16 protein-coding genes are annotated in these 17,598 nt (G+C 71.0%); 4 read left to right on the forward strand and 12 right to left on the reverse strand.

The annotated features are described in order from the left end of the window. Nucleotides 1-291: 291 nt before the first annotated feature. Nucleotides 292-4,155 (forward strand): AfsR/SARP family transcriptional regulator, encoded by a 3,864-nt coding sequence (locus ACWIGI_RS07790; RefSeq protein WP_454201581.1) that lies wholly within the window; start codon nucleotides 292-294, stop codon nucleotides 4,153-4,155. A gap of 80 nt (nucleotides 4,156-4,235) precedes the next feature. On the opposite strand, the gene ACWIGI_RS07795 is transcribed toward ACWIGI_RS07790, so the two are convergent. The 8 genes from ACWIGI_RS07795 to ACWIGI_RS07830 all read right to left on the reverse strand — a co-directional run bounded on the left by ACWIGI_RS07795 (nucleotide 4,236) and on the right by ACWIGI_RS07830 (nucleotide 10,905). Next, nucleotides 4,236-5,075, reverse strand: coding sequence for an ABC transporter permease (locus tag ACWIGI_RS07795; protein WP_454201582.1), 840 nt, complete (start codon nucleotides 5,073-5,075; stop codon nucleotides 4,236-4,238). Beyond that, nucleotides 5,072-6,088: an ATP-binding cassette domain-containing protein gene (locus ACWIGI_RS07800; protein ID WP_454201583.1), complete on the reverse strand. Its 1,017-nt coding sequence runs from the start codon at nucleotides 6,086-6,088 to the stop codon at nucleotides 5,072-5,074. Before ACWIGI_RS07800 ends, ACWIGI_RS07795 begins: the two co-directional genes overlap by 4 nt. 189 nt (nucleotides 6,089-6,277) lie before the next feature. Then, entirely contained in the window at nucleotides 6,278-7,414 is a 1,137-nt protein-coding gene (gene menE, locus ACWIGI_RS07805; RefSeq protein WP_454201834.1) for an o-succinylbenzoate--CoA ligase, read from the reverse strand. Nucleotides 7,415-7,519: 105 nt separating this feature from the next. After that, nucleotides 7,520-7,870: a DUF3349 domain-containing protein gene (locus ACWIGI_RS07810; protein WP_454201584.1), complete on the reverse strand. Its 351-nt coding sequence runs from the start codon at nucleotides 7,868-7,870 to the stop codon at nucleotides 7,520-7,522. Nucleotides 7,871-7,895: 25 nt separating this feature from the next. Continuing rightward, on the reverse strand, nucleotides 7,896-8,165 hold the full coding sequence (locus ACWIGI_RS07815; protein ID WP_454201585.1) for a hypothetical protein: 270 nt from the start codon (nucleotides 8,163-8,165) through the stop codon (nucleotides 7,896-7,898). Between the two features lie 10 nt (nucleotides 8,166-8,175). Continuing rightward, nucleotides 8,176-9,372, reverse strand: coding sequence for an anion permease (locus ACWIGI_RS07820; protein WP_454201586.1), 1,197 nt, complete (start codon nucleotides 9,370-9,372; stop codon nucleotides 8,176-8,178). A gap of 107 nt (nucleotides 9,373-9,479) precedes the next feature. Continuing rightward, the gene (locus ACWIGI_RS07825) at nucleotides 9,480-9,872 is read right to left on the reverse strand and encodes a VOC family protein (protein ID WP_454201587.1); all 393 of its coding nucleotides are present in this window, start codon (nucleotides 9,870-9,872) and stop codon (nucleotides 9,480-9,482) included. A 139-nt stretch (nucleotides 9,873-10,011) separates the two neighbouring features. Beyond that, nucleotides 10,012-10,905 carry a 1,4-dihydroxy-2-naphthoyl-CoA synthase gene (locus ACWIGI_RS07830; protein ID WP_454201588.1) on the reverse strand — a complete coding sequence of 298 codons (894 nt, stop codon included), beginning with the start codon at nucleotides 10,903-10,905 and terminating at the stop codon, nucleotides 10,012-10,014. 354 nt (nucleotides 10,906-11,259) lie between these two features. On the opposite strand from ACWIGI_RS07830, the gene ACWIGI_RS07835 reads away from it, so the two are divergent. Further along, the gene (locus ACWIGI_RS07835) at nucleotides 11,260-11,706 is read left to right on the forward strand and encodes a DUF6918 family protein (protein ID WP_454201589.1); all 447 of its coding nucleotides are present in this window, start codon (nucleotides 11,260-11,262) and stop codon (nucleotides 11,704-11,706) included. 173 nt (nucleotides 11,707-11,879) lie between these two features. On the opposite strand, the gene ACWIGI_RS07840 is transcribed toward ACWIGI_RS07835, so the two are convergent. Then, the gene (locus tag ACWIGI_RS07840) at nucleotides 11,880-12,707 is read right to left on the reverse strand and encodes a siderophore-interacting protein (RefSeq protein WP_454201590.1); all 828 of its coding nucleotides are present in this window, start codon (nucleotides 12,705-12,707) and stop codon (nucleotides 11,880-11,882) included. Between the two features lie 89 nt (nucleotides 12,708-12,796). Between ACWIGI_RS07840 and menD the strand changes: the two genes are divergently transcribed. Beyond that, nucleotides 12,797-14,497 (forward strand): 2-succinyl-5-enolpyruvyl-6-hydroxy-3-cyclohexene-1-carboxylate synthase, encoded by a 1,701-nt coding sequence (gene menD / locus ACWIGI_RS07845; RefSeq protein ID WP_454201591.1) that lies wholly within the window; start codon nucleotides 12,797-12,799, stop codon nucleotides 14,495-14,497. Nucleotides 14,498-14,767: 270 nt separating this feature from the next. Here menD and ACWIGI_RS07850 read toward each other — a convergent pair whose 3' ends face one another. The 3 genes from ACWIGI_RS07850 to ACWIGI_RS07860 all read right to left on the reverse strand — a co-directional run bounded on the left by ACWIGI_RS07850 (nucleotide 14,768) and on the right by ACWIGI_RS07860 (nucleotide 16,392). Continuing rightward, nucleotides 14,768-14,992, reverse strand: coding sequence for a hypothetical protein (locus ACWIGI_RS07850; protein ID WP_454201592.1), 225 nt, complete (start codon nucleotides 14,990-14,992; stop codon nucleotides 14,768-14,770). Between the two features lie 336 nt (nucleotides 14,993-15,328). Then, complete coding sequence (locus ACWIGI_RS07855) at nucleotides 15,329-15,562, reverse strand: hypothetical protein (protein ID WP_354990972.1); 234 nt, start codon at nucleotides 15,560-15,562, stop codon at nucleotides 15,329-15,331. 197 nt (nucleotides 15,563-15,759) lie between these two features. Next, a complete protein-coding gene (locus ACWIGI_RS07860; protein ID WP_454201593.1) occupies nucleotides 15,760-16,392 on the reverse strand; it encodes a TetR/AcrR family transcriptional regulator C-terminal ligand-binding domain-containing protein in 633 nt (210 codons plus the stop codon). A gap of 83 nt (nucleotides 16,393-16,475) precedes the next feature. On the opposite strand from ACWIGI_RS07860, the gene ACWIGI_RS07865 reads away from it, so the two are divergent. Continuing rightward, nucleotides 16,476-17,510, forward strand: coding sequence for an aldo/keto reductase (locus ACWIGI_RS07865; RefSeq protein WP_454201594.1), 1,035 nt, complete (start codon nucleotides 16,476-16,478; stop codon nucleotides 17,508-17,510). Nucleotides 17,511-17,598: the final 88 nt, after the last annotated feature.

The raw sequence follows: 17,598 nt of genomic DNA on the forward strand, positions 1-17,598 counted from the left end.
ATCGTAAGGACGCTGACGCGGACCGCCACGTGGACAGGGCATCGCAAGGAGGCTGGCGCGGACCGGCATGTGGGCATGGTGTCGTCGGGAGGCCGAGGAGGAGCGGGCCATCGCGCGGCGAAGCTGTCGATTCCCGGTTCGGCGCTATGCGGGCGGATTCGCGGGTGGCGGAGGTGCGGTCATCGTGCGCGGAGGGACGTGTCCGGCGGGATGATGTCCGGTGGGCTGGCGCGCGGGGCGGGGGCGGTGAACCGGACGGGCGTCCGGCTGCTCACCTACGATTGGCGAGGAATGTCTTCGGAAACAAGCGGTTCTGACGGCGCCGGGGTCGTCCGGCTCGCCGCCGCGGGCGCTACCGCCCCGGCGGTTCCTTCGCATACCGGCCGGGCGGGGGACGCGGAGCCGGTGCTCGTCGGACTGCTCGGGGAAGTGGCGTTGCGGCGGGGCGGGGTGCTCGCGGCGGTGCCGGGGGCGCGGGCGCGGCTGCTGGTCGCGGCGCTGGCCACGCATCCGGGGCGGAGCCGCAGCGCGCACGCGCTCATCGACGAGGTGTGGGGTGAGGAGCCGCCGCGCGCGCCGACGAACGCCCTGCACACCCAGGTCTCCCGGCTGCGGGCGCTGCTGCCCGAGGGCGTACTGGAGATCGGTCCCGCCGGATATCGCCTGGTCATCGCGCCCGACCAGGTCGACCTCGCGCGCGCCGAACAGTACGAGACGCGAGCCCGCCGCGCGCACGACGCCGGCGACGAGGCGGCCTGCCTGGAATGGATCGCTGCCGCGCGCACGCTGTGGCGCGGTGAGCCGGGCGCCGACCTGCCGCCGGGCCCGGTCGCCGAGGAACTGGTGACGCTGGCCGGAACCCGGGCCAAGGCTCTGGACGCGCTCGAACTGGCCGCCCGCTCCGGGATCGGCGATGTGGACGGCGCGCTCGAACTGGCCCGCCGCGCGGCCGCGGCGGATCCCTTCGGCGAACCCGCGCACGCGACGCTGATGCGCCTGCTCGCCGCGGCCGGGCGCGGGAACGAGGCCCTCGAGGTCTTCGCCGCCCTGCGCGGCAGGCTCGCCGATCAGCTCGGCGTCGGGCCCGGTCCCGCGGTCACCGCGCTCAACACCGCGATCCTGCGCGGCGACGAGCTGCCGGGCACGATCGCTGGAACCGCTATCGGTCCGAATCAAGCTGGGGGACAGGGCTATCCGGTGGTGTCGGACACCGGTACGGGTGCGATGGAACGCCTCCGGGATATCGGCGGGCGGATGCGCGGCGCAGCCGATGAAGAGCGCGATGGGAATGCCGGAAGTTCGCGTCGTGCGGGTAGCGCCGCGGCGAGTGGGGACGCGCGGTGGTCCGGCGAGGAGCCGGATGGCGCGTGGGACACCGAAGCCGGAGGATCGCGCTCGACCGGCGGTGTCACGGGTCGCGGCAGCACACTGTGGTCCGAGCACGCGTCGGATGCTGCGGGCACTGATGACGCCGCGGACGCGCGCGTGAGCGCGCGTGATCCGGGCGGTCAGCGGCGGACGGAAAATCGAGGGGGACAGGCTGATTCCCCCGCATTGCGCGCGATATCAGGCGGGCGGGCCGATTCGGCCCCGGGTTACGGCGCGGTGCGGGCACCGGCGGAACGGCTCGCGGCGGCCGCGCGGGAGCAGGCCGACGCGGCGCCCTCGGCGATCGGGTTGCGGGCCGCGCCGAACCCACTGCTGGGGCGGGCCGCGGACCTGGACGCGTTGCAGCGACTGCTGACCACGTCGCGGGTGACCACGGTGCTCGGGCCCGGCGGCACCGGAAAGACGCGGGTCGCCAACGAACTCGGGGCGCGGGTGGCGCACGAGCGGACGGTGGCCCTGGTCGAATTGGCCTCGATACGAGCCGATCCCGGCGGGGACGAGGGCACCCGGGCCGAGATCGAGGCGGCCATCGCCACCACGCTCGGCATCGGCGAGCTGAGCCGCGACAGCAGCGTGCTGCGCGGCACGCTCGCGCGTGACGTCGGCCGGCGCCTGCGCGACGCGCTGACCTCCCGGCCGATGCTGCTGATCCTGGACAACTGCGAACATCTGATCGCGGTGGTGGCCGAGGTGGTGGCCGACCTGGTCGGGGCCAGTGAGCATTTGACCGTGCTGACCACCAGCCGCGCGCCGCTGGAGATCACCGCCGAGGCCGTGTATCCGCTGCCGCCCTTGATGATCGACGCGGACGGCTCACCCGCCACCGATCTGTTCAACGCCCGCGCCCGCGCGGTGCGGCCGTCGGTGCGACTGGATCCGGAGGTGGTGGCGCGGCTGTGCCGCACCCTGGACGGGCTGCCGCTGGCTATCGAACTGGCCGCCGCGCGCACGCGGACGATGAGCGTGGAGGAGATCGAATCCCGGCTCGAACACCGATTCGCGTTGCTGCGCAGCGGCGATCGCAGTTCCCCCGAACGCCATCGCACCCTGCACGCGGTCATCGACTGGAGCTGGAATTTGCTGGACGGCGAGCAACGGGTGGCGCTGCGCCGGTTGTGCCGCTTCCCGGCCGGGTTCACCCTGGCCGCCGCCGAGGCGGTCGTCGCCGGACCCGATGTCCCGGATGTGGCCGCGGCGGTGGACGGCCTGGTGAGCCAGTCGCTGCTCACCGTGCTCGAACCCGACGACGAGACCGACACGCTGCGCTACCGCATGCTGGAGACGGTCCGGGAGTTCGGCGAGGAGCAGTTGGCGACGGCCGCCGAAGAACATCTGGTCATGGACCGGATGTCGTGCTGGGCAAGGACGTTCGCGGTCGATTCGGTGCATCGCTACGCCACCGGCGATCAGGTGCGGGTCGTGCTGTCCGGGGCCGCCGAGACCGACAATCTGGTGGCGGTGCTGCGCTACGCGCTCGACCGCGTCGACACCGCCACCGCGCACACGGTGTTCCCGGTGCTGTCGCTGCTGTGGGTCATGCGGGGCGCGCACATGGAATTGATCGGCTGGGGTCCGCGCATGCTGCGGCTGCCGTTGCGCACCGGCCCGCTCACGGTCGCCGAGGCGGATCTGCAGATGTTCGGTCAGCTGGTACTCGGCCTGCACCTGATGTACGCCGACAGCGGCCCACGGGAGTTCGCGCTGTTCCGGAGCCGCGTCCGGCGGTTGCGGGTGGCCGGGAATCTCTCGCCGATGTTCGCGTTCCTGGGTGAGCTGGCGACCGTGCGGGCCGATCCCTACGCGCTGGGCCGGGTGCTGGTCACGGGCGTGCGCTCGGCGGACCCGTGGACCCGGACCTCGGCGCTGCTGTTCCGGGCGAACATTCGCGAGAACGCCGGGGATGTGAACGGCTCGATCCGAGACGCGTTGTACGCCTTGGATTCCGGGGCCGGGAACGATATCTGGGGTCAGGCCATGGTGTCGCAGCACCTGGGCAGCATGTACGGGCAGTCCGCGCGCTACCCGGAATCGGTCGGCTACTACCGCGAGGCCGTCGAGCTGCTGACCCGGTTGCGGGCCTTCGAGGAGAGCGTGGAGATTCGCAGCGCGCTCGCGGCGTCGCTGGCCGGCATCGGGGATCTGGAGCAGGCGCGACGGGAGCTGGAACCGGCGCTGGCGGGCGTCGGCGTGGAGCCTGCGGAGGAGCTCGCGCGCATCCAGCCGAACCATCGCCGCGCCTCGGTCACCGCCGGGCTGGCCGAGATCGCGCTGGCCGCGGGCGATGTCGAGACCGGCCTGCGCCGGTTCCAGCAGGTGCTGCCCCTGCTGGCGTGGCCGCACGGCACCATCACCCCGGGCCCCGGGGACATCATGATCGCCGCCGCGGTGCTGGACGCGCACGTGCTGTACGGGGCCGCGGACCGAAACCGGGGTCTGGCGGCGGATCTGGTGGACGTCGCCCTGGTGCGGCTGCCGCAGTTCTGGGATCTGCCGCAGACCGGTGCGGTCGCGATCGCGATCGGCTCGTATCTGCTGGCCACCGGCGGGGACACCGAGGCGGCGCTGGAGCTGCTGATGCTCGGTCCGAAAGTGCTTGCCCGGCAGGACTACCCGTCCATGCTGTGGGAACGGCACGTGGAACTGCACCGGCCCGCGGTCGGTGCGGACGCCATGGCCGCGGCCGAGCGCGCGGTGGCCGGGGTGGGCCGCCGGGTGGCGGCCCAGCGCATCATGGCCCGGCTGGGGGAGATCGCCGAGCGACGCTGAGGCGCGCACCCCGCACGCGAACAACCGGCCCGCGCACCGGGATTCGGTGCGCGGGCCGGTTGGATCGCCGGGGTGGTGGCTCACGCGCGGCGCATGTACGCCCGCACCGTGAGCGGCGCGAAGATCGCGATCACCACGACCGAGCCGAGCAGCGACCACACCACGTTCGCGGTGGCGCCGGTGCCGTTCATGAGTTCGCGGGCGGCGTTGACCATGTAGTAGATCGGGTTGACCTTGTTGATGCCCTGCAGCCAGCCGGGCATGGTGTCGACCAGCACGAACGCGCCGGACATGAAGGTCAGCGGGAACATGATCATCATGGAGATGCCCTGCACCGCGGAGGCGCTCTTGCCGGTCACGCCGACCAGCGCCCACACCCAGCTGACCGCGAACGAGCAGAACACGGTGACCAGGCCGGCCGCCACGACGCCGAGGACGCCGCCGTCCGGGCGGTAGCCCAGTGCGATGCCGACGACCACGGTCAGGGTGGTGGCCAGCCCGTACCGCACCATGTCGGCGACCAGCGCGCCGGACAGGGCCGAAATGCGGGCGATGGGCAGGGATTTGAAGCGATCGAAGACGCCCTTGTCCATGTCCTCGCGCAGCTGCACGCCGGTGGCGACCGAGGTCAGTACCACGGTCTGCACCAGGATGCCGGGAATCAGGATCGGCAGGTACGCGGTGACGCTGCCGCCGATCTGCCCGCCGAAGATGAAGGCGAACAGGGCGGTGAACAGAATCGGCTGCACGGTGACATCGAAGAGTTGTTCCGGGTTGTGCTTGATCTTGAGGATGCCGCGGTAGGCCATGGTCATGGTGTTGGCCAGGGTCTGCTTCAGCGGAATGTGGTTGCTGACCACCGGAATCGGGGCCGGGGCGGTGGCCGCGTGGCGGCCGGGGGCGGTGAGTGTCGTGGTCATGCCGCGCTCTTCTCTGCATCGGTGGTGTCGTCGCTGTCGTCCGCGCCGTGACCGGTGAGCGCGAAGAACACCTCGTCCAGGCTGGGCTTGCTGACGTTGATCTCCTCGACGCGAATGTCGTGCTCGCGCAGGCGGATCAGGATGTCGGTGGTGACGCTGGGATCGGGCAGCGGTGCGGTGACGCGGCCGGCCTCGGGGCTGATGGCGGCCTCGACGGTCTTGCCCGCGGCACGGGAGAGGTACTCGCCCACCAGGGTTCGCGCCTCCTCGATGCGGGATCGGTCGCCGAGGGTGAGCTGCAGTGCGGACATGCCGACCGAGCTCTTGAGTTCGTCGGAGGTGCCGTCGGCGATGACCTTGCCGCGGTCGATGACCGCGATCTTGTCGGCCAGCTGGTCGGCCTCGTCCAGGTACTGGGTGGTGAGCAGCACCGTGGAGCCCTCGCGCACCAGGCGGCGGATGGTCTCCCACATCTGGGCGCGGGTGCGCGGGTCCAGACCGGTGGTGGGCTCGTCCAGGAACAGCAGCGGCGGGGCGGAGATCAGGCTCGCGGCCAGGTCCAGGCGCCGGCGCATACCGCCGGAGAAGTTCTCCAGGGCCTTGTCCGCGGCCTCGGTCAGGCCGAACTCCTCGAGCAGCTCGTTCGCCTTGCGGCGCGCGTCGGCCCGGGACAGTCCGAGCAGCCGCGAGAAGATGACGAGATTCTCGGTGGCGGTGAGCTTTTCGTCGACCGAAGCGTACTGCCCGGTGACGCCGATGAGCGAGCGCACCGCGGTGGGCTCGGCCACCACGTCGCGGCCGAAGATGCGGGCGCTGCCGCCGTCGGGCCGCAGCAGCGTGGCGAGCATGCGGATGGTGGTGGTCTTACCGGCTCCGTTGGGTCCCAGTACGCCGTATACGGCCCCCCGCGGTACCGCGAGACTCACGCCGTCGACAGCCCGCTGCTCCCCGAAGAGCTTGACCAGGTCGTTCGCCTCGATGGCGAGCGCCTCAGCAGGTGTGTAAGAAGTCATGGCACCCACTGTGTGCCCCGGGACTTACACGCGACTTGCACGGCTGTTGCGTGCCGGTGCAAGCCGGTCCCGCAGCCGGTCCGTACCTCTTACGCGAGAGAGTATCGGCAGGTCACAGCGGTAATGTGAGGCTCGACACGCCGCGGCCGCGCGGCCCTGTCCCGGCTCGCGACGGCATCGTCGCGCCGCTCAGTTCGGCGACGCGGCGGCCAGCAGTTCGCGCAGTCGCGTCCGGTCGGGCTTGCCCGGCCCGCGCAGCGGCAGCTCGTCCATGACCGCCAGCTCGCGCGGCGCGGCGATGGCGTCGAGTTCGGCCACCACGTGCTCGCGTAGCTCGTCCAGGGTCGGCGGCGTCGCGCCCGCCGCGGGCACGATGACGGTGACCACGCGCTGGCCCAGCCGATCATCGGGCAGCCCGAGCACCACGCATTCGGAGATGCCCGGGTGCGTGATGAGCACGGCCTCGACCACCTGCGGAATGACCAGCAGGCCGCCGGTCATGATGGCCTCGTCCAGGCGGCCGGTGACGGTCAGCACGCCGTCCTCGTAGCTGCCGGCGTCCTCGGTGCGGAACCAGCCCGGCTCGGCGAACGCCGGATGGTCGGGCTGGTTGCGGTAGCCCTTGGCGAGCATGGCGCCGCCGAGCATGACGCGCCCGTCCTGAATGCGAATCTCGGTGCCGGACAGCGGCACACCCTCGTAGACGCAACCGCCGCAGGTCTCGCTCATGCCGTAGGTGCGGAAGATGTTGATGCCCGCGGCGCGCGCCCGGGCCAGCACCGGCGCGGGGGTGGCCGCGCCGCCGATGAGCACCGCGTCCAGCTGCGCCAGCGCGGCGGCCGCGGTCGGCTCGTCCAGGGCCTTGATGAGCTGGGTGGGCACCAGCGAGGTGTAGCGGCGCGGTCCGGTCATGCCCGCCACCGCGCCCGCCAGCGCCTCGGGCAGGAAGCCGCCCGAGACGTCCAGGGCGGCCGGTTCGGTGCCGGACAGAATGCTGCGCAGCAGCACCTGGATGCCCGCGATGTGATGGGTGGGCAGGGCCAGCAGCCACTGGCCCGGCCCGCCGAGGCGTTCGTGGGTGGCGTCGCCGCTGGCGCGCAGGGCGGCGGCGGACAGCAGCGCGCCCTTGGGCAGCCCGGTGGTGCCGGAGGTGGTCACCACCAGCGCCACATCGTCGTCGATCTCCTCGCCGGGCCGCAGGCTCGAGCTGAGCCGCTGGGCCTCGCGGCGATCGGCGGTGGGGATGGGCAGCCACGCAGGACCGTTGCCGTCCAAGGCTTCCCGCAGATGCGGCAATACGTCACCCACAGATGCACCGGTGGGCATGGGAAGTGTGCGGAGGGTATTGCTCACGTTCGCGATCGTGTCATGGGAAGGGGTGGCGGCGCACCTGCGGGGGTTCGCGGCCGGGGGTCGATGGTGATGGTTCGGTCAGTCGGACGTCGGTGTCGCCAGCGGCCAGCCACCGGCTGCCAGCCGGGATGCCACCCGAGCGATATCGTCCTCGCCGGGTTGCTCCTTGGCAACTCGGGCGATGGCCGCTTCGATGTCGGCGCGCGCGATCTCGTTGCTGGCCACCCGTTCGGTGATGAGTTCCTCCACCACCAGGTGCACCTCGTAATCGGTGAGCCTGCGGTGCAGCACCGCGAGCAGGGCCACGTAGTCCGACTGCGGAATGCCCTGCGGGTACCCGGCTTTGAGCCAGTCCAGGACCTTCGTCAGGACGTTGGTCAGCGCGGGGGTCCGCGCCGGTTCGGAATTCGGCTGTTCCGGAGTGCTCACGAGCGTGCCTTTCGATCGGTCGGTGTCACGCGCCGAGCAGATGGATTCCCAAACGGTCGGCCAGGAAGCCGCGTGCGATGAAGACCACACCGACCACGGCCGCGATCATGACCACGGCGAAGCACAGGGCCGAGAGCGCCTGGTGGAGTTGGCGTGCGGCCCCGGTCGCCCCGCTGTCCACGATGGCGCGGCAGCGCACGCCGTAGGCGAAGACGGCGGGCAGGCCCGCGCCGAACACCAGGGCGGCCAGCACGACTTCCCAGAGCTCGCTCAGATTGGACAGAAGGGTCTGCATCCCCGCGCTCCTAGGCGATCTCGTTGCCGACGGAATCCTGGCTGCGCACTGCGGCGCCGGGCCCCTCCGGCTGCTGCCAGTCGTCGTTGACGTTGTGCGAATTGACCGCGGTGCGCCGCGAGCGCAGCCAGATCAGCGTGGCCGCGGCGATGAGCAGCGCGAAGACCACGAGGGTGCCCGCGGTGCCGCCGATGCCGTCCAGAATCGCCCAGCAGACCGCGCCGACGAGGCCCGCCATCGGGAGCGTGAGCACCCAGGCCACGACCATACGACCGAGGACCGCCCAGCGCACCTCGGCGCCGGGGCGGCCGAGGCCGGAGCCCAGGATCGAGCCGGTGACGGTCTGCGTGGTGGACAGCGGCAGGCCGAAGTGGGCCGAGGTGAGAATGATCGCGGCGCTGGTGGATTCGGCCGCGAAGCCCTGCGGCGGCGCGATGTCGACCAGGCCCTTGCCGAGCGTGCGGATGATCCGCCAGCCGCCCAGGCAGGTGCCGGCGGCGATGGCGACCGCGCAGGACACGATGACCCACAGCGGCAGCGGATCCCCGGCCGAGGCCGAGCCGTGCGCGATCAGGGCCAGGAAGATGATGCCCATGGTCTTCTGCGCGTCGTTGGTGCCGTGCGCGAGCGAGACCAGTGAGGCGGATCCGATCTGCCCCCACCGGAATCCGCTCTCCACGGTCTTCTCGTTGCTGCCGCGCGTGATGCGGTAGACGAGCCACGAGCCGATGGAGGCCACCAGCGCGGCGACCACCGGGGCGAGCAGCGCCGGAATGATGATCTTCGCGATGACGCCGGTGTGACCCGAGGTCCAGATCACCCCGTCCCAGCCGAGCGCCGCGATGGTCGCGCCGATCAGGCCGCCGAACAGGGCGTGCGAGGAGGAGGACGGCAGTCCGAGCAACCAGGTGAACAGATTCCAGAGAATGCCGCCGACGAGGCCCGCGAAGACGATGTCGAGCAGGGCTTTTCCGCTGACTTCCGACAGGTCCACGATGCCCGCCGCCACGGTGGCGGCGACGGCGACGCTCAGGAAGGCGCCGACCAGATTCAGGAAACCGGACAGGAGTACGGCGGTACGCGGCGGGAGCGCACCGGTTGCGATCGAAGTGGCCATCGCGTTCGCGGTGTCGTGGAATCCGTTGGTGAAGTCGAACGCCAAGGCTGTGAGAACAACGATCAGCAGAACGAGCAGTTCGGCAGACACGCCGACCAGTTTGCGCTACGCCATTAACGATCCGTTAACCGGTGCCCCCGGACACGCCGGGTGTGGTACGGCGTGGTAGGCGTTTCGCGGGCGCGTGACCGGGGACGTCAGTCGGTGCTCGGCGGGCGGCTGTCCCGGCGGATCGGGTGGTCGGCCGGGATCTGGACGAGCACCAGCGGTACGCCGTCGGGATCCCGGATCCACATCTCGATCAGTCCCCAGGGTTCCTTGGTCGGGCCCCTGTCGATCCGCACCCCGGCGAGGGCGAGTTCGGCCGCCGCGTCCTCGCAGTCGCGCACCTGCAGCCAGATCGCCCCCGCGAATCCGGCCGGCTCCCCGCCGCCGTGCCCGGCCACCTCGATCAGCCCCTGCCCGGCGAAGAACACCGTGCCGCCCGGGTACTCCCGGGCGATGGCCAGGCCCAGCGTGTCCCGATAGAAGGCCAGCGTCGTCGCGTAGTCCGCGGGTCGCAGAATCAGCCGACTGCTCAGAATCTCCATGCGCTGTGCCTCCGCTTCTCTCCGGTGAGATGCCCCGTGCGTGTTTCGGTCCCGGCGCGATGCTCCCATCGCGCCGCGGCGGCTCGCCGGGCCGCGCACATCCCATCGTGCCCGGCTCGGGTGGCGAGCCGTCCGGTTTTCAGAAGTACCAGGGGTAGGCCGACCAGTCCGGTGCGCGCTTCTGCAGGAACGAATCGCGGCCCTCGACGGCCTCGTCGGTCATGTAGGCCAGGCGGGTGGCCTCGCCCGCGAAGAGCTGCTGGCCGACCAGGCCGTCGTCGGTGAGGTTGAACGCGTACTTGAGCATGCGGATCGCCTGGGGCGATTTGCCGAGGATGTCGGCGGACCACTCGAGCGCCACGTCCTCGAGTTCGGCGTGGTCGACGACCGCGTTCACCGCGCCCATCCGGTGCATCTCCTCGGCGGTGTACGGCCGGCCCAGGAAGAAGATCTCGCGGGCGGCCTTCTGGCCCACCATCTTCGCCAGGTAGGCGCTGCCGTAGCCGCCGTCGAAGCTGCCGACGTCGGCGTCGGTCTGCTTGAAGCGCGCGTGCTCGCGGCTGGCCAGGGTGAGGTCGCAGACCACGTGCAGGCTGTGCCCGCCGCCGGCGGCCCAGCCGTTCACCAGGCAGATGACCACCTTGGGCATGAAGCGGATGAGGCGCTGGACCTCGAGGATGTGCAGCCGGCCCGCGCGCGCCTGATCCACGGTGTCCGCGGTCTCGCCGTCGGCGTACTGGTAGCCGCTGCGCCCGCGGATGCGCTGATCGCCGCCGGAGCAGAAGGCCCAGCCGCCGTCCTTGGGGCTGGGGCCGTTGCCGGTGAGCAGCACCGCGCCGACATCGGAGGTCATCCGGGCGTGATCGAGCGCACGGTAGAGCTCGTCCACGGTGTGCGGGCGGAACGCGTTGCGCACTTCGGGCCGGTTGAAGGCGATGCGCACCGTGCCCTGCTCGATATGCCGGTGATAGGTGATGTCGGTGAGGTTCTCGAACCCGGGTACTGCCCGCCACAGCGCTGAATTGAAGGTCACGGGCACGAACTTAGTGGTTGAGGCCCCGCGTGGGGCACCCCGACCGTGCGATTCGGGCCACCCCGGGCGGGGTGCCGGAGATTTGCGATAGCGGATTTCGGACATTGGACAAGGAGCCTGATTGTCGCGGAACGCGATTCATCTCCGCTGGATCCGAGCGCGTGACCAGTTGACACGGCGAATCTGAAACGCTGCCAACCGATTGCGGAGGCTTTACAGTGCAGTTGCTGTCTGGGAGCGGCGGCCATCGCCGCACCATGCGGCGCTAGCGCGTCGGCGTCGTGTGCGCGGGGGCACCGGTGCGTATAGTTCCATGCGCTCGTTCATCGAAAAACTATCCGGAGGAACCTGAAAGTGGTTGCAGCACTGTCTGAATCCCTGCTCGATGATGCCAAGCGTCCGGCCTTCCTGGCCGACGCCAAAGAGGTTCTGGATGCTGAGGTGTCGGACAAGGGCGGCGCGTCGGGTCTGGCTGTCAAGGGCGGCTACGCGGCGGTGAAGAAGGTCAGCCCGACCATCGTCGGCGACGCGCTGGAGTCCTTCATTCCGCGATTCGTCGCCCAGCTCGAGCCGTACTGGTCCGAGTACCAGGCCTCGGGCGCCGGTTCGTTCGCCGATCTGCTGGTCGCCAAGCAGGACGAGGTTTCCGAGGCGCTGCTCTCGGTCACCGACGAGCGCGCCGAGTCGTCCTCGCGGCCCGCGCTGACCAAGGTCTACGGCTCGATGCGGTCCTCGGCGAAGAAGCATGTCGCCGAGGCGCTTCCGCGCGTCGGCGCCCTGATCCAGCGTCACGCTGGTTAATCAAATGACCGGTTCGCGGCCCGGAGCCGGGCCGCGAACACGGACTGCATAAAGTCTGTGTCACCCAATTCGGGTGGAAAATACCCGAATTCGAGGCAGTGCGCGGATCCCCTTTTCGCTGTCAGGGGATCCCGGCTCGAACGCGCCGGTGAATGCGTACCCGGCGGCCGAAATCAGCCCGCGGCCTTACCGACTCGCCAGTAGCCGGTGAAAGTGATATCGGCCTTGGGGATTTCGCGTTCCTGGACCAGGAATCGCCGCAACCCCGATACCAGCTTCTGCTCGCCCGCGAGGAACGCGTAGACGCCCGCGGCCGGCAGTTCCGCCGCGCGCACGGCCGCGGCCACGGTCGCGCCGATCTCGGCGTTCGCGTCGGTGCGGATGATCCAGTGCACCTGCACGCCCTCGGGCTCGCCCAAGTCCTGGGCATCGGCGAGATCGGGCAGCTCGATGAACGCCGCGCCCTTCAGCTCGCGCGGGGCCGAGCGCAGGGAGCCGGCGATACCGGGCAGCGCGCTCTCGTCACCCGCCAGCAGGGCGAAATTCGCGCCCTCGGTGAGCTGGAAGGTCGCGCCCTCGTCCAGCAGGCCGACCCGGTCGCCGGGGGCCGCGCCGTTGGCCCAGGTGGAGGCCGGGCTGTCGTCGCCGTGCGAGAAGAAGTCGATGTCCAGTTCCGCCGTGCTGCCGAACTCCCCGAAACCGGCAGCGCGGTAGTCCCGCACGGTGTAGTTGCGCACCAGCGGGCGGTGCTCTTTGCCCATCATCAGGTACTGCGCGTACCAGCCCAGGGTGCTCGCCGAGGTGGGCAGGGTGAGGGTGCCGTCGCGGCCGGGCATGAAGAGCCGGAACCACTGGTCGTAGCCCATCGCGGTGAATCCCGCGAGGCCGTCGCCGCCGAGGGTCACGCGCACGAAATTCGGGCTGACGCGCTTGCTCGCGAGTACTTCGGCGGTGAGGATTTCCCGGTGTTCGGGCTTGAGATGTTTGGTGCGCTTGGCCATGGGCTTAGGTTAGCGCACCCTAACTAGAACACGCCGGGTGTGATCGGGCCGACGCAGCGCGGAGATCGACTGTCTGAGAGGCTGGGATTGTGAACCCCTCGACAGCACAGGCGCACGTCGTCGTCGACGAACTCGCGCGCGGCGGAGTCCGAGACGTGGTCCTGTGCCCGGGATCGCGAAACGCGCCCCTGGCCTTCGCCTTACAGGCCGCCGACGCGGCCGGGCGGCTGCGCCTGCACATGCGGATCGACGAGCGCGCCGCCGGATTCCTGGCCATCGGCCTCGCCCTGTCGAGCGGCCGGCCCGTTCCGGTGGTCATGACCTCCGGCACCGCCGTCGCCAATCTGGGGCCCGCGGTGCTCGAAGCCAACTACGCGCGGGTGCCGCTCATCGTGATCAGCGCGAACCGGCCCTACGAGATGCTGGGCACCGGCGCGAACCAGACCGTCGAGCAGTTGGGGCTGTTCGGCAGTCAGGTGCGCGCGACCATCAGCCTCGGGCTGGCCGAAAGTGAGAGCCTCGAGCCGGCGGGGGAGATCCCCGGGCAGCTGCGGAGCGATGGCCTCGGGCCGGCCGCGGGCGAGTCCGGCGAGGTCTACCCCAAGCAGAACAGCGTCTGGCGCTCGGCGGTGTGCCGGGTGCTGGCCGCCGCGCGCGGCACCCGCTCCGGCAACGCCGGGCCGGTGCATTTCGACATCCCGCTGCGCGAGCCGCTGGTGCCGGACATGGCGTCGGGCGATCCGCTGCCGCTGGGGCGCAGCGACGACCGGCCCTGGACCGCAACGCAATACGCCACCCTCGATGTGCCGCTCGACATCGATCTGAGCCCGGACACCGTGGTCATCTCCGGCCACGGTGCGGGCCATCGGCCCGAGCTCGCGGCGCTGCCGACCGTCGCCGAGCCCACCGCGCCCATGCACGGGCCGCCGCTGCATCCGCTGGCGCTGTCGCTGGTGCGGCCGAAGCAGGCGATCATCACCGGCCGGCCCACCCTGCACCGGCAGGTCGCGAAGGTGCTGGCCGATCCCGAGGTGACGGTGTTCGCGCTGACCACCGGCCCGCGCTGGCCCGATGTGTCCGGCAACGTGGTCGGGACCGGCACGCGCGCGGTCACCTCCGGCACACCGCGCGCCGAGTGGCTCGACCAGTGCCGGGACCTGAACGAGCGGGCCGTGGCCGTGGTGCGCGCCGAGCTGGCCGCCCATCCCAAGCCCACCGGATTGCACGTGGCGGCCGTGGTCATGGCCGCGCTGCGCGAGGGTGATCAGCTGCTGTTGGGCGCGTCGAACCCGGTGCGCGACGCCGCGCTGGTGTCCGAGCCGCGGCCGGGAGTGCGGGTGCTGTCCAACCGCGGCGTGGCCGGGATCGACGGCACGGTGTCCGCCGCGGTCGGCGCGGCCCTGACCCATGCCGGCCGCACGGTCGCGCTGATGGGCGACCTGACGTTCCTGCACGACGCGTCCGGCCTGCTGATCGGCCCCGGCGAACCGCGCCCGGAGGACCTCACGATCGTGGTCGCGAACGACGACGGCGGCGGCATCTTCGAACTCCTCGAACAGGGCGATCCGCAGTACGCGGGCGTCTTCGAACGCGTCTTCGGCACCCCGCACGGCATGGATCTCGCGGCCCTGTGCGCGGCCTACCGGGTGCCCCATCGCCAGGTGGATCCCGCCGAGTTGGCGGTGGAGCTGACCCGCCCCGCCCACGGCGTCCGGGTCCTGGAGGTGGCGACCGAACGCTCGAGCCTCCGCGAATTGCACGCGACGGTCCGCGCCGGAATCACCGGCTGACCGACCCGCTCGATAGCGGTTCCCGGGGACTCGCTGCCGGTTCCGCTATGCCCGAGCGGATCTCACCGAGCCGCAGGGTCCGGCGCGGCGGGGTGCTCGTGGCCGTGCGGACCTGCCTGCGCGAGCCGCACGCCCCATCCGGCCCAGTTCCGCAGATTTCGGGTTCGGGCTGCGGTCGTCGCGGGCGGGATGTGTGATCGTGCCGGCGCGGTGGCATGCCTCCACCGGGGTGCGCGCGCTCGGAGCGTTCCCCTTCGAGACGGGCGAGGGTCAGTACTCGGGTTCGGCGTCCTGGTAGTCGTCGTCCAGGGGTACCGGGATCGACTGTTCGACCAGATCGCCCTCGTCGGCGGTCCAGCCGCTGTCGCCCGGGGGGATGTCGGTGTCGGAATCCGGGGCCGGGTCGCCGGTCGCGGGGTTGTCGGCGTCGGGGTAGGCCGGGGTGTGCTGTTCGAGGTAGTCGGCTTCGGACACCTCGTCGACGCGCTCGTTCATCGGATGCTCCTCTCCGCCGTGTCGGCTGGGCCGGGTGAAGTCGGGCATCTCCCAGCTTGCGCCCCGGAGTAGGAGTCGGCAACCGGGGCGGGGTGTGATCGGCGGGTGTGCGCAGGTCACGGCCGGTGGGTCGGTTGGATCACGGCTGGGAGAGTCTGGCTACCGATTCCGTGTCGCGCGACAGCTGCCCCTGTTAGGCGGAAACCTGGGCACCGCCCCCGGGGATGGCTGTCACTGTGCGGAACAGGGCCACGGCGGAGGTGCGGCCCGGTTAGTGAGACCCGGCGCGGAAGCCGCGGGGTGGGATCCGAGCGGCGGGCCGGGCTGGGGGACGGCTCATTCGCCGGGGAGCGGGCCCTTGTCGGTGGGGTGTTCCACCAGGGCGAGGACGCGCCCGGCCATGAACCGGGCGGTGCGCACCTGGGTTCCGGTGCGGGTCGTTTCGCTGACTTCGACTATGCCGCGCGCTATGCGCACCTCGACCCGGCGGCCCGCGCGGGTGGCTGTCACTTCGTAATTGCGGGAACCGTCACCGGTGTCCACGACGATCTCTACTCGATCACCTTTCATCTATCAATTCTCCTCCCCACCAGCGGTTTTGGGCAGAAACTCAGGTTCCGAACCGCTAACGACTCGGTACCGCCGGGGAGCGAAATCGTGCTCGGAAAACGGGCGAAATCGCTTGCGCTCAGCACTTTTCGCGGGATGCGTGAACCTGGGCGCGAGGCCCCGGCCAGGTGTCCCCGGCGCGCTCGTGCCGCCGCGGATCAGCTGCCGGAATCGGTGGCGGCGGCCGCGAACACTCCCGCGCGGGTGGCGGCCAGGGCGGCGTCGGCGGCGGCCCGCGCGGCGGCGGAGTCGATCGGATCGCCGCTGGCCAGGAGGCGGTAGTAGAGGGGCGCGGAGACCGCGGACAGGACCGCGCGGGGGTCGGTGTTCGCGGGGCACTCGCCGCGGGCGACCGCGGCGGTGACGCAGGGGGTCCACTCGGTCAGGCGGGTGTCGTAGAAGCGTTGCAGGGCAAGGGCGGTGGCCTCGTCGGTGGTCGCGGCGGCGATGACGGCGCGGAACAGGCGGCCCTGGCGGGGGTCGGCGAGGGTCCGCGCCACCAGGGCGGCGTTGGCGTGCAGGTCGCCGTGCAGCGAACCCGTATCGGCATGGGGGAGCGAGGATTCCGCCATCTCGGCGAGGAGGTCGGCGACCAGCCCGGCGGGCGTGCGCCAGCGCCGGTAGACGGTGGTCTTGCCGACCTCGGCGGTCGCTGCCACCTCGGCCAGGTCCAGGCGGGCGAAGCCGTGTTCGGCGAGGGCGTCCCCGGCGGCGCGCAGCACGGCGTCGCGGACCCGGGCGGTGCGCCCGCCGGGGCGAATCGAGCCGGGGGCGGTGGTGTCCTGCGTCATAACGGTTCTCCAGTTCCATTTGCGGCGAAGTGAGTGTAGCGTTGCCGATGTTAATGAAACTGTAGTTCCGTTAGGAGTTTGTCATGGAGTACCGTCGGCTCGGCGCGTCAGGTTTGCGGGTTCCGGCTCTGAGCTTCGGCGCCGGCACGTTCGGCGGGCGCGGGGAGCTCTTCAGCGCCTGGGGTGACACCGACGCCCGGCAGGCCCGCCGCCTGGTGGATATCAGCCTGGAAGCGGGCGTCACGCTCTTCGACACCGCGGACGTCTACTCCGACGGCGCGTCGGAAGAGGTACTGGGCGAGGCGATTCGCGGCCGCCGCGATCAGGTGCTGATCTCCACCAAGGCATCCCTGCCCACCGGGCCCGGCCCCAACGACGCCGGTTCCGGGCGCGCCCGCCTCGTCGGCGCGGTCGAGGGGTCGCTGCGCCGGCTCGGCATCGATCACATCGACCTGTTCCAGCTGCACGCCTTCGACGCGGGCACCCCGGTCGAGGAAACCCTTGCCGCACTGGACGATCTGGTGCGCGCGGGCAAGATCCGCTACGTCGGCGCCTCCAACTTCGCGGGCTGGCAGCTCATGAAATCCCTTGCCGCGGCGGACCGGAACGGGCTCACCCGGTACGTCGCGCACCAGGTCTACTACTCGCTGGTCGGCCGCGACTACGAGTGGGAGCTCATGCCGCTCGGCCTGGACCAGGGCGTCGGCGCGGTGGTGTGGAGCCCGCTCGGCTGGGGGCGGCTGACCGGCAAGATCCGGCGCGGGCAACCGCTTCCGGCGGGCAGTCGCCTGCACCAGACCGCCGCGGCGGGTCCGCCGGTCGACGACGAGGTGCTCTACGACGTGGTCGACGTGCTCGACGACATCGCCGCGGAAACCGGCCGCACGGTCCCGCAGATCGCGCTGAACTGGCTGCTCACCCGCCCCACCGTGGCCACCGTCATGATCGGCGCGCGCAACGAGGAGCAGTTGCGCCAGAACCTCGGCGCGGTCGGCTGGACCCTGGACGCCGACCAGATCGCCCGCCTGGACAAGGCGAGCGCGGTCACCCCGCCGTACCCGTACTACCCCTACTACCGCCTCGGCGACTTCACCCGCCTGAATCCGCCTGCCGTGTAAGCAGATTCGTCGGGACGCTGATGCTTATCCGGCCGGACCGCAGCGCGTGTCCGGCCGAGCGGTGTCCGGCCGAGCGGTGCTCGCCGTG

The organism is Nocardia sp. NPDC055321, from assembly GCF_053645575.1.

Coding starts and splice junctions, on each gene's coding strand:
- ACWIGI_RS07840 (WP_454201590.1), bottom strand. CDS start 12,707: ATGGCCAAGCGCACCAAACATCTCAAGCCCGAACACCGGGAAATCCTC.
- ACWIGI_RS07855 (WP_354990972.1), bottom strand. CDS start 15,562: ATGAAAGGTGATCGAGTAGAGATCGTCGTGGACACCGGTGACGGTTCC.
- ACWIGI_RS07860 (WP_454201593.1), bottom strand. CDS start 16,392: ATGACGCAGGACACCACCGCCCCCGGCTCGATTCGCCCCGGCGGGCGC.
- ACWIGI_RS07800 (WP_454201583.1), bottom strand. CDS start 6,088: ATGACTTCTTACACACCTGCTGAGGCGCTCGCCATCGAGGCGAACGAC.
- ACWIGI_RS07790 (WP_454201581.1), top strand. CDS start 292: ATGTCTTCGGAAACAAGCGGTTCTGACGGCGCCGGGGTCGTCCGGCTC.
- ACWIGI_RS07850 (WP_454201592.1), bottom strand. CDS start 14,992: ATGAACGAGCGCGTCGACGAGGTGTCCGAAGCCGACTACCTCGAACAG.
- ACWIGI_RS07865 (WP_454201594.1), top strand. CDS start 16,476: ATGGAGTACCGTCGGCTCGGCGCGTCAGGTTTGCGGGTTCCGGCTCTG.
- ACWIGI_RS07825 (WP_454201587.1), bottom strand. CDS start 9,872: ATGGAGATTCTGAGCAGTCGGCTGATTCTGCGACCCGCGGACTACGCG.
- ACWIGI_RS07815 (WP_454201585.1), bottom strand. CDS start 8,165: ATGCAGACCCTTCTGTCCAATCTGAGCGAGCTCTGGGAAGTCGTGCTG.
- menE (WP_454201834.1), bottom strand. CDS start 7,414: ATGCCCACCGGTGCATCTGTGGGTGACGTATTGCCGCATCTGCGGGAA.
- ACWIGI_RS07795 (WP_454201582.1), bottom strand. CDS start 5,075: ATGACCACGACACTCACCGCCCCCGGCCGCCACGCGGCCACCGCCCCG.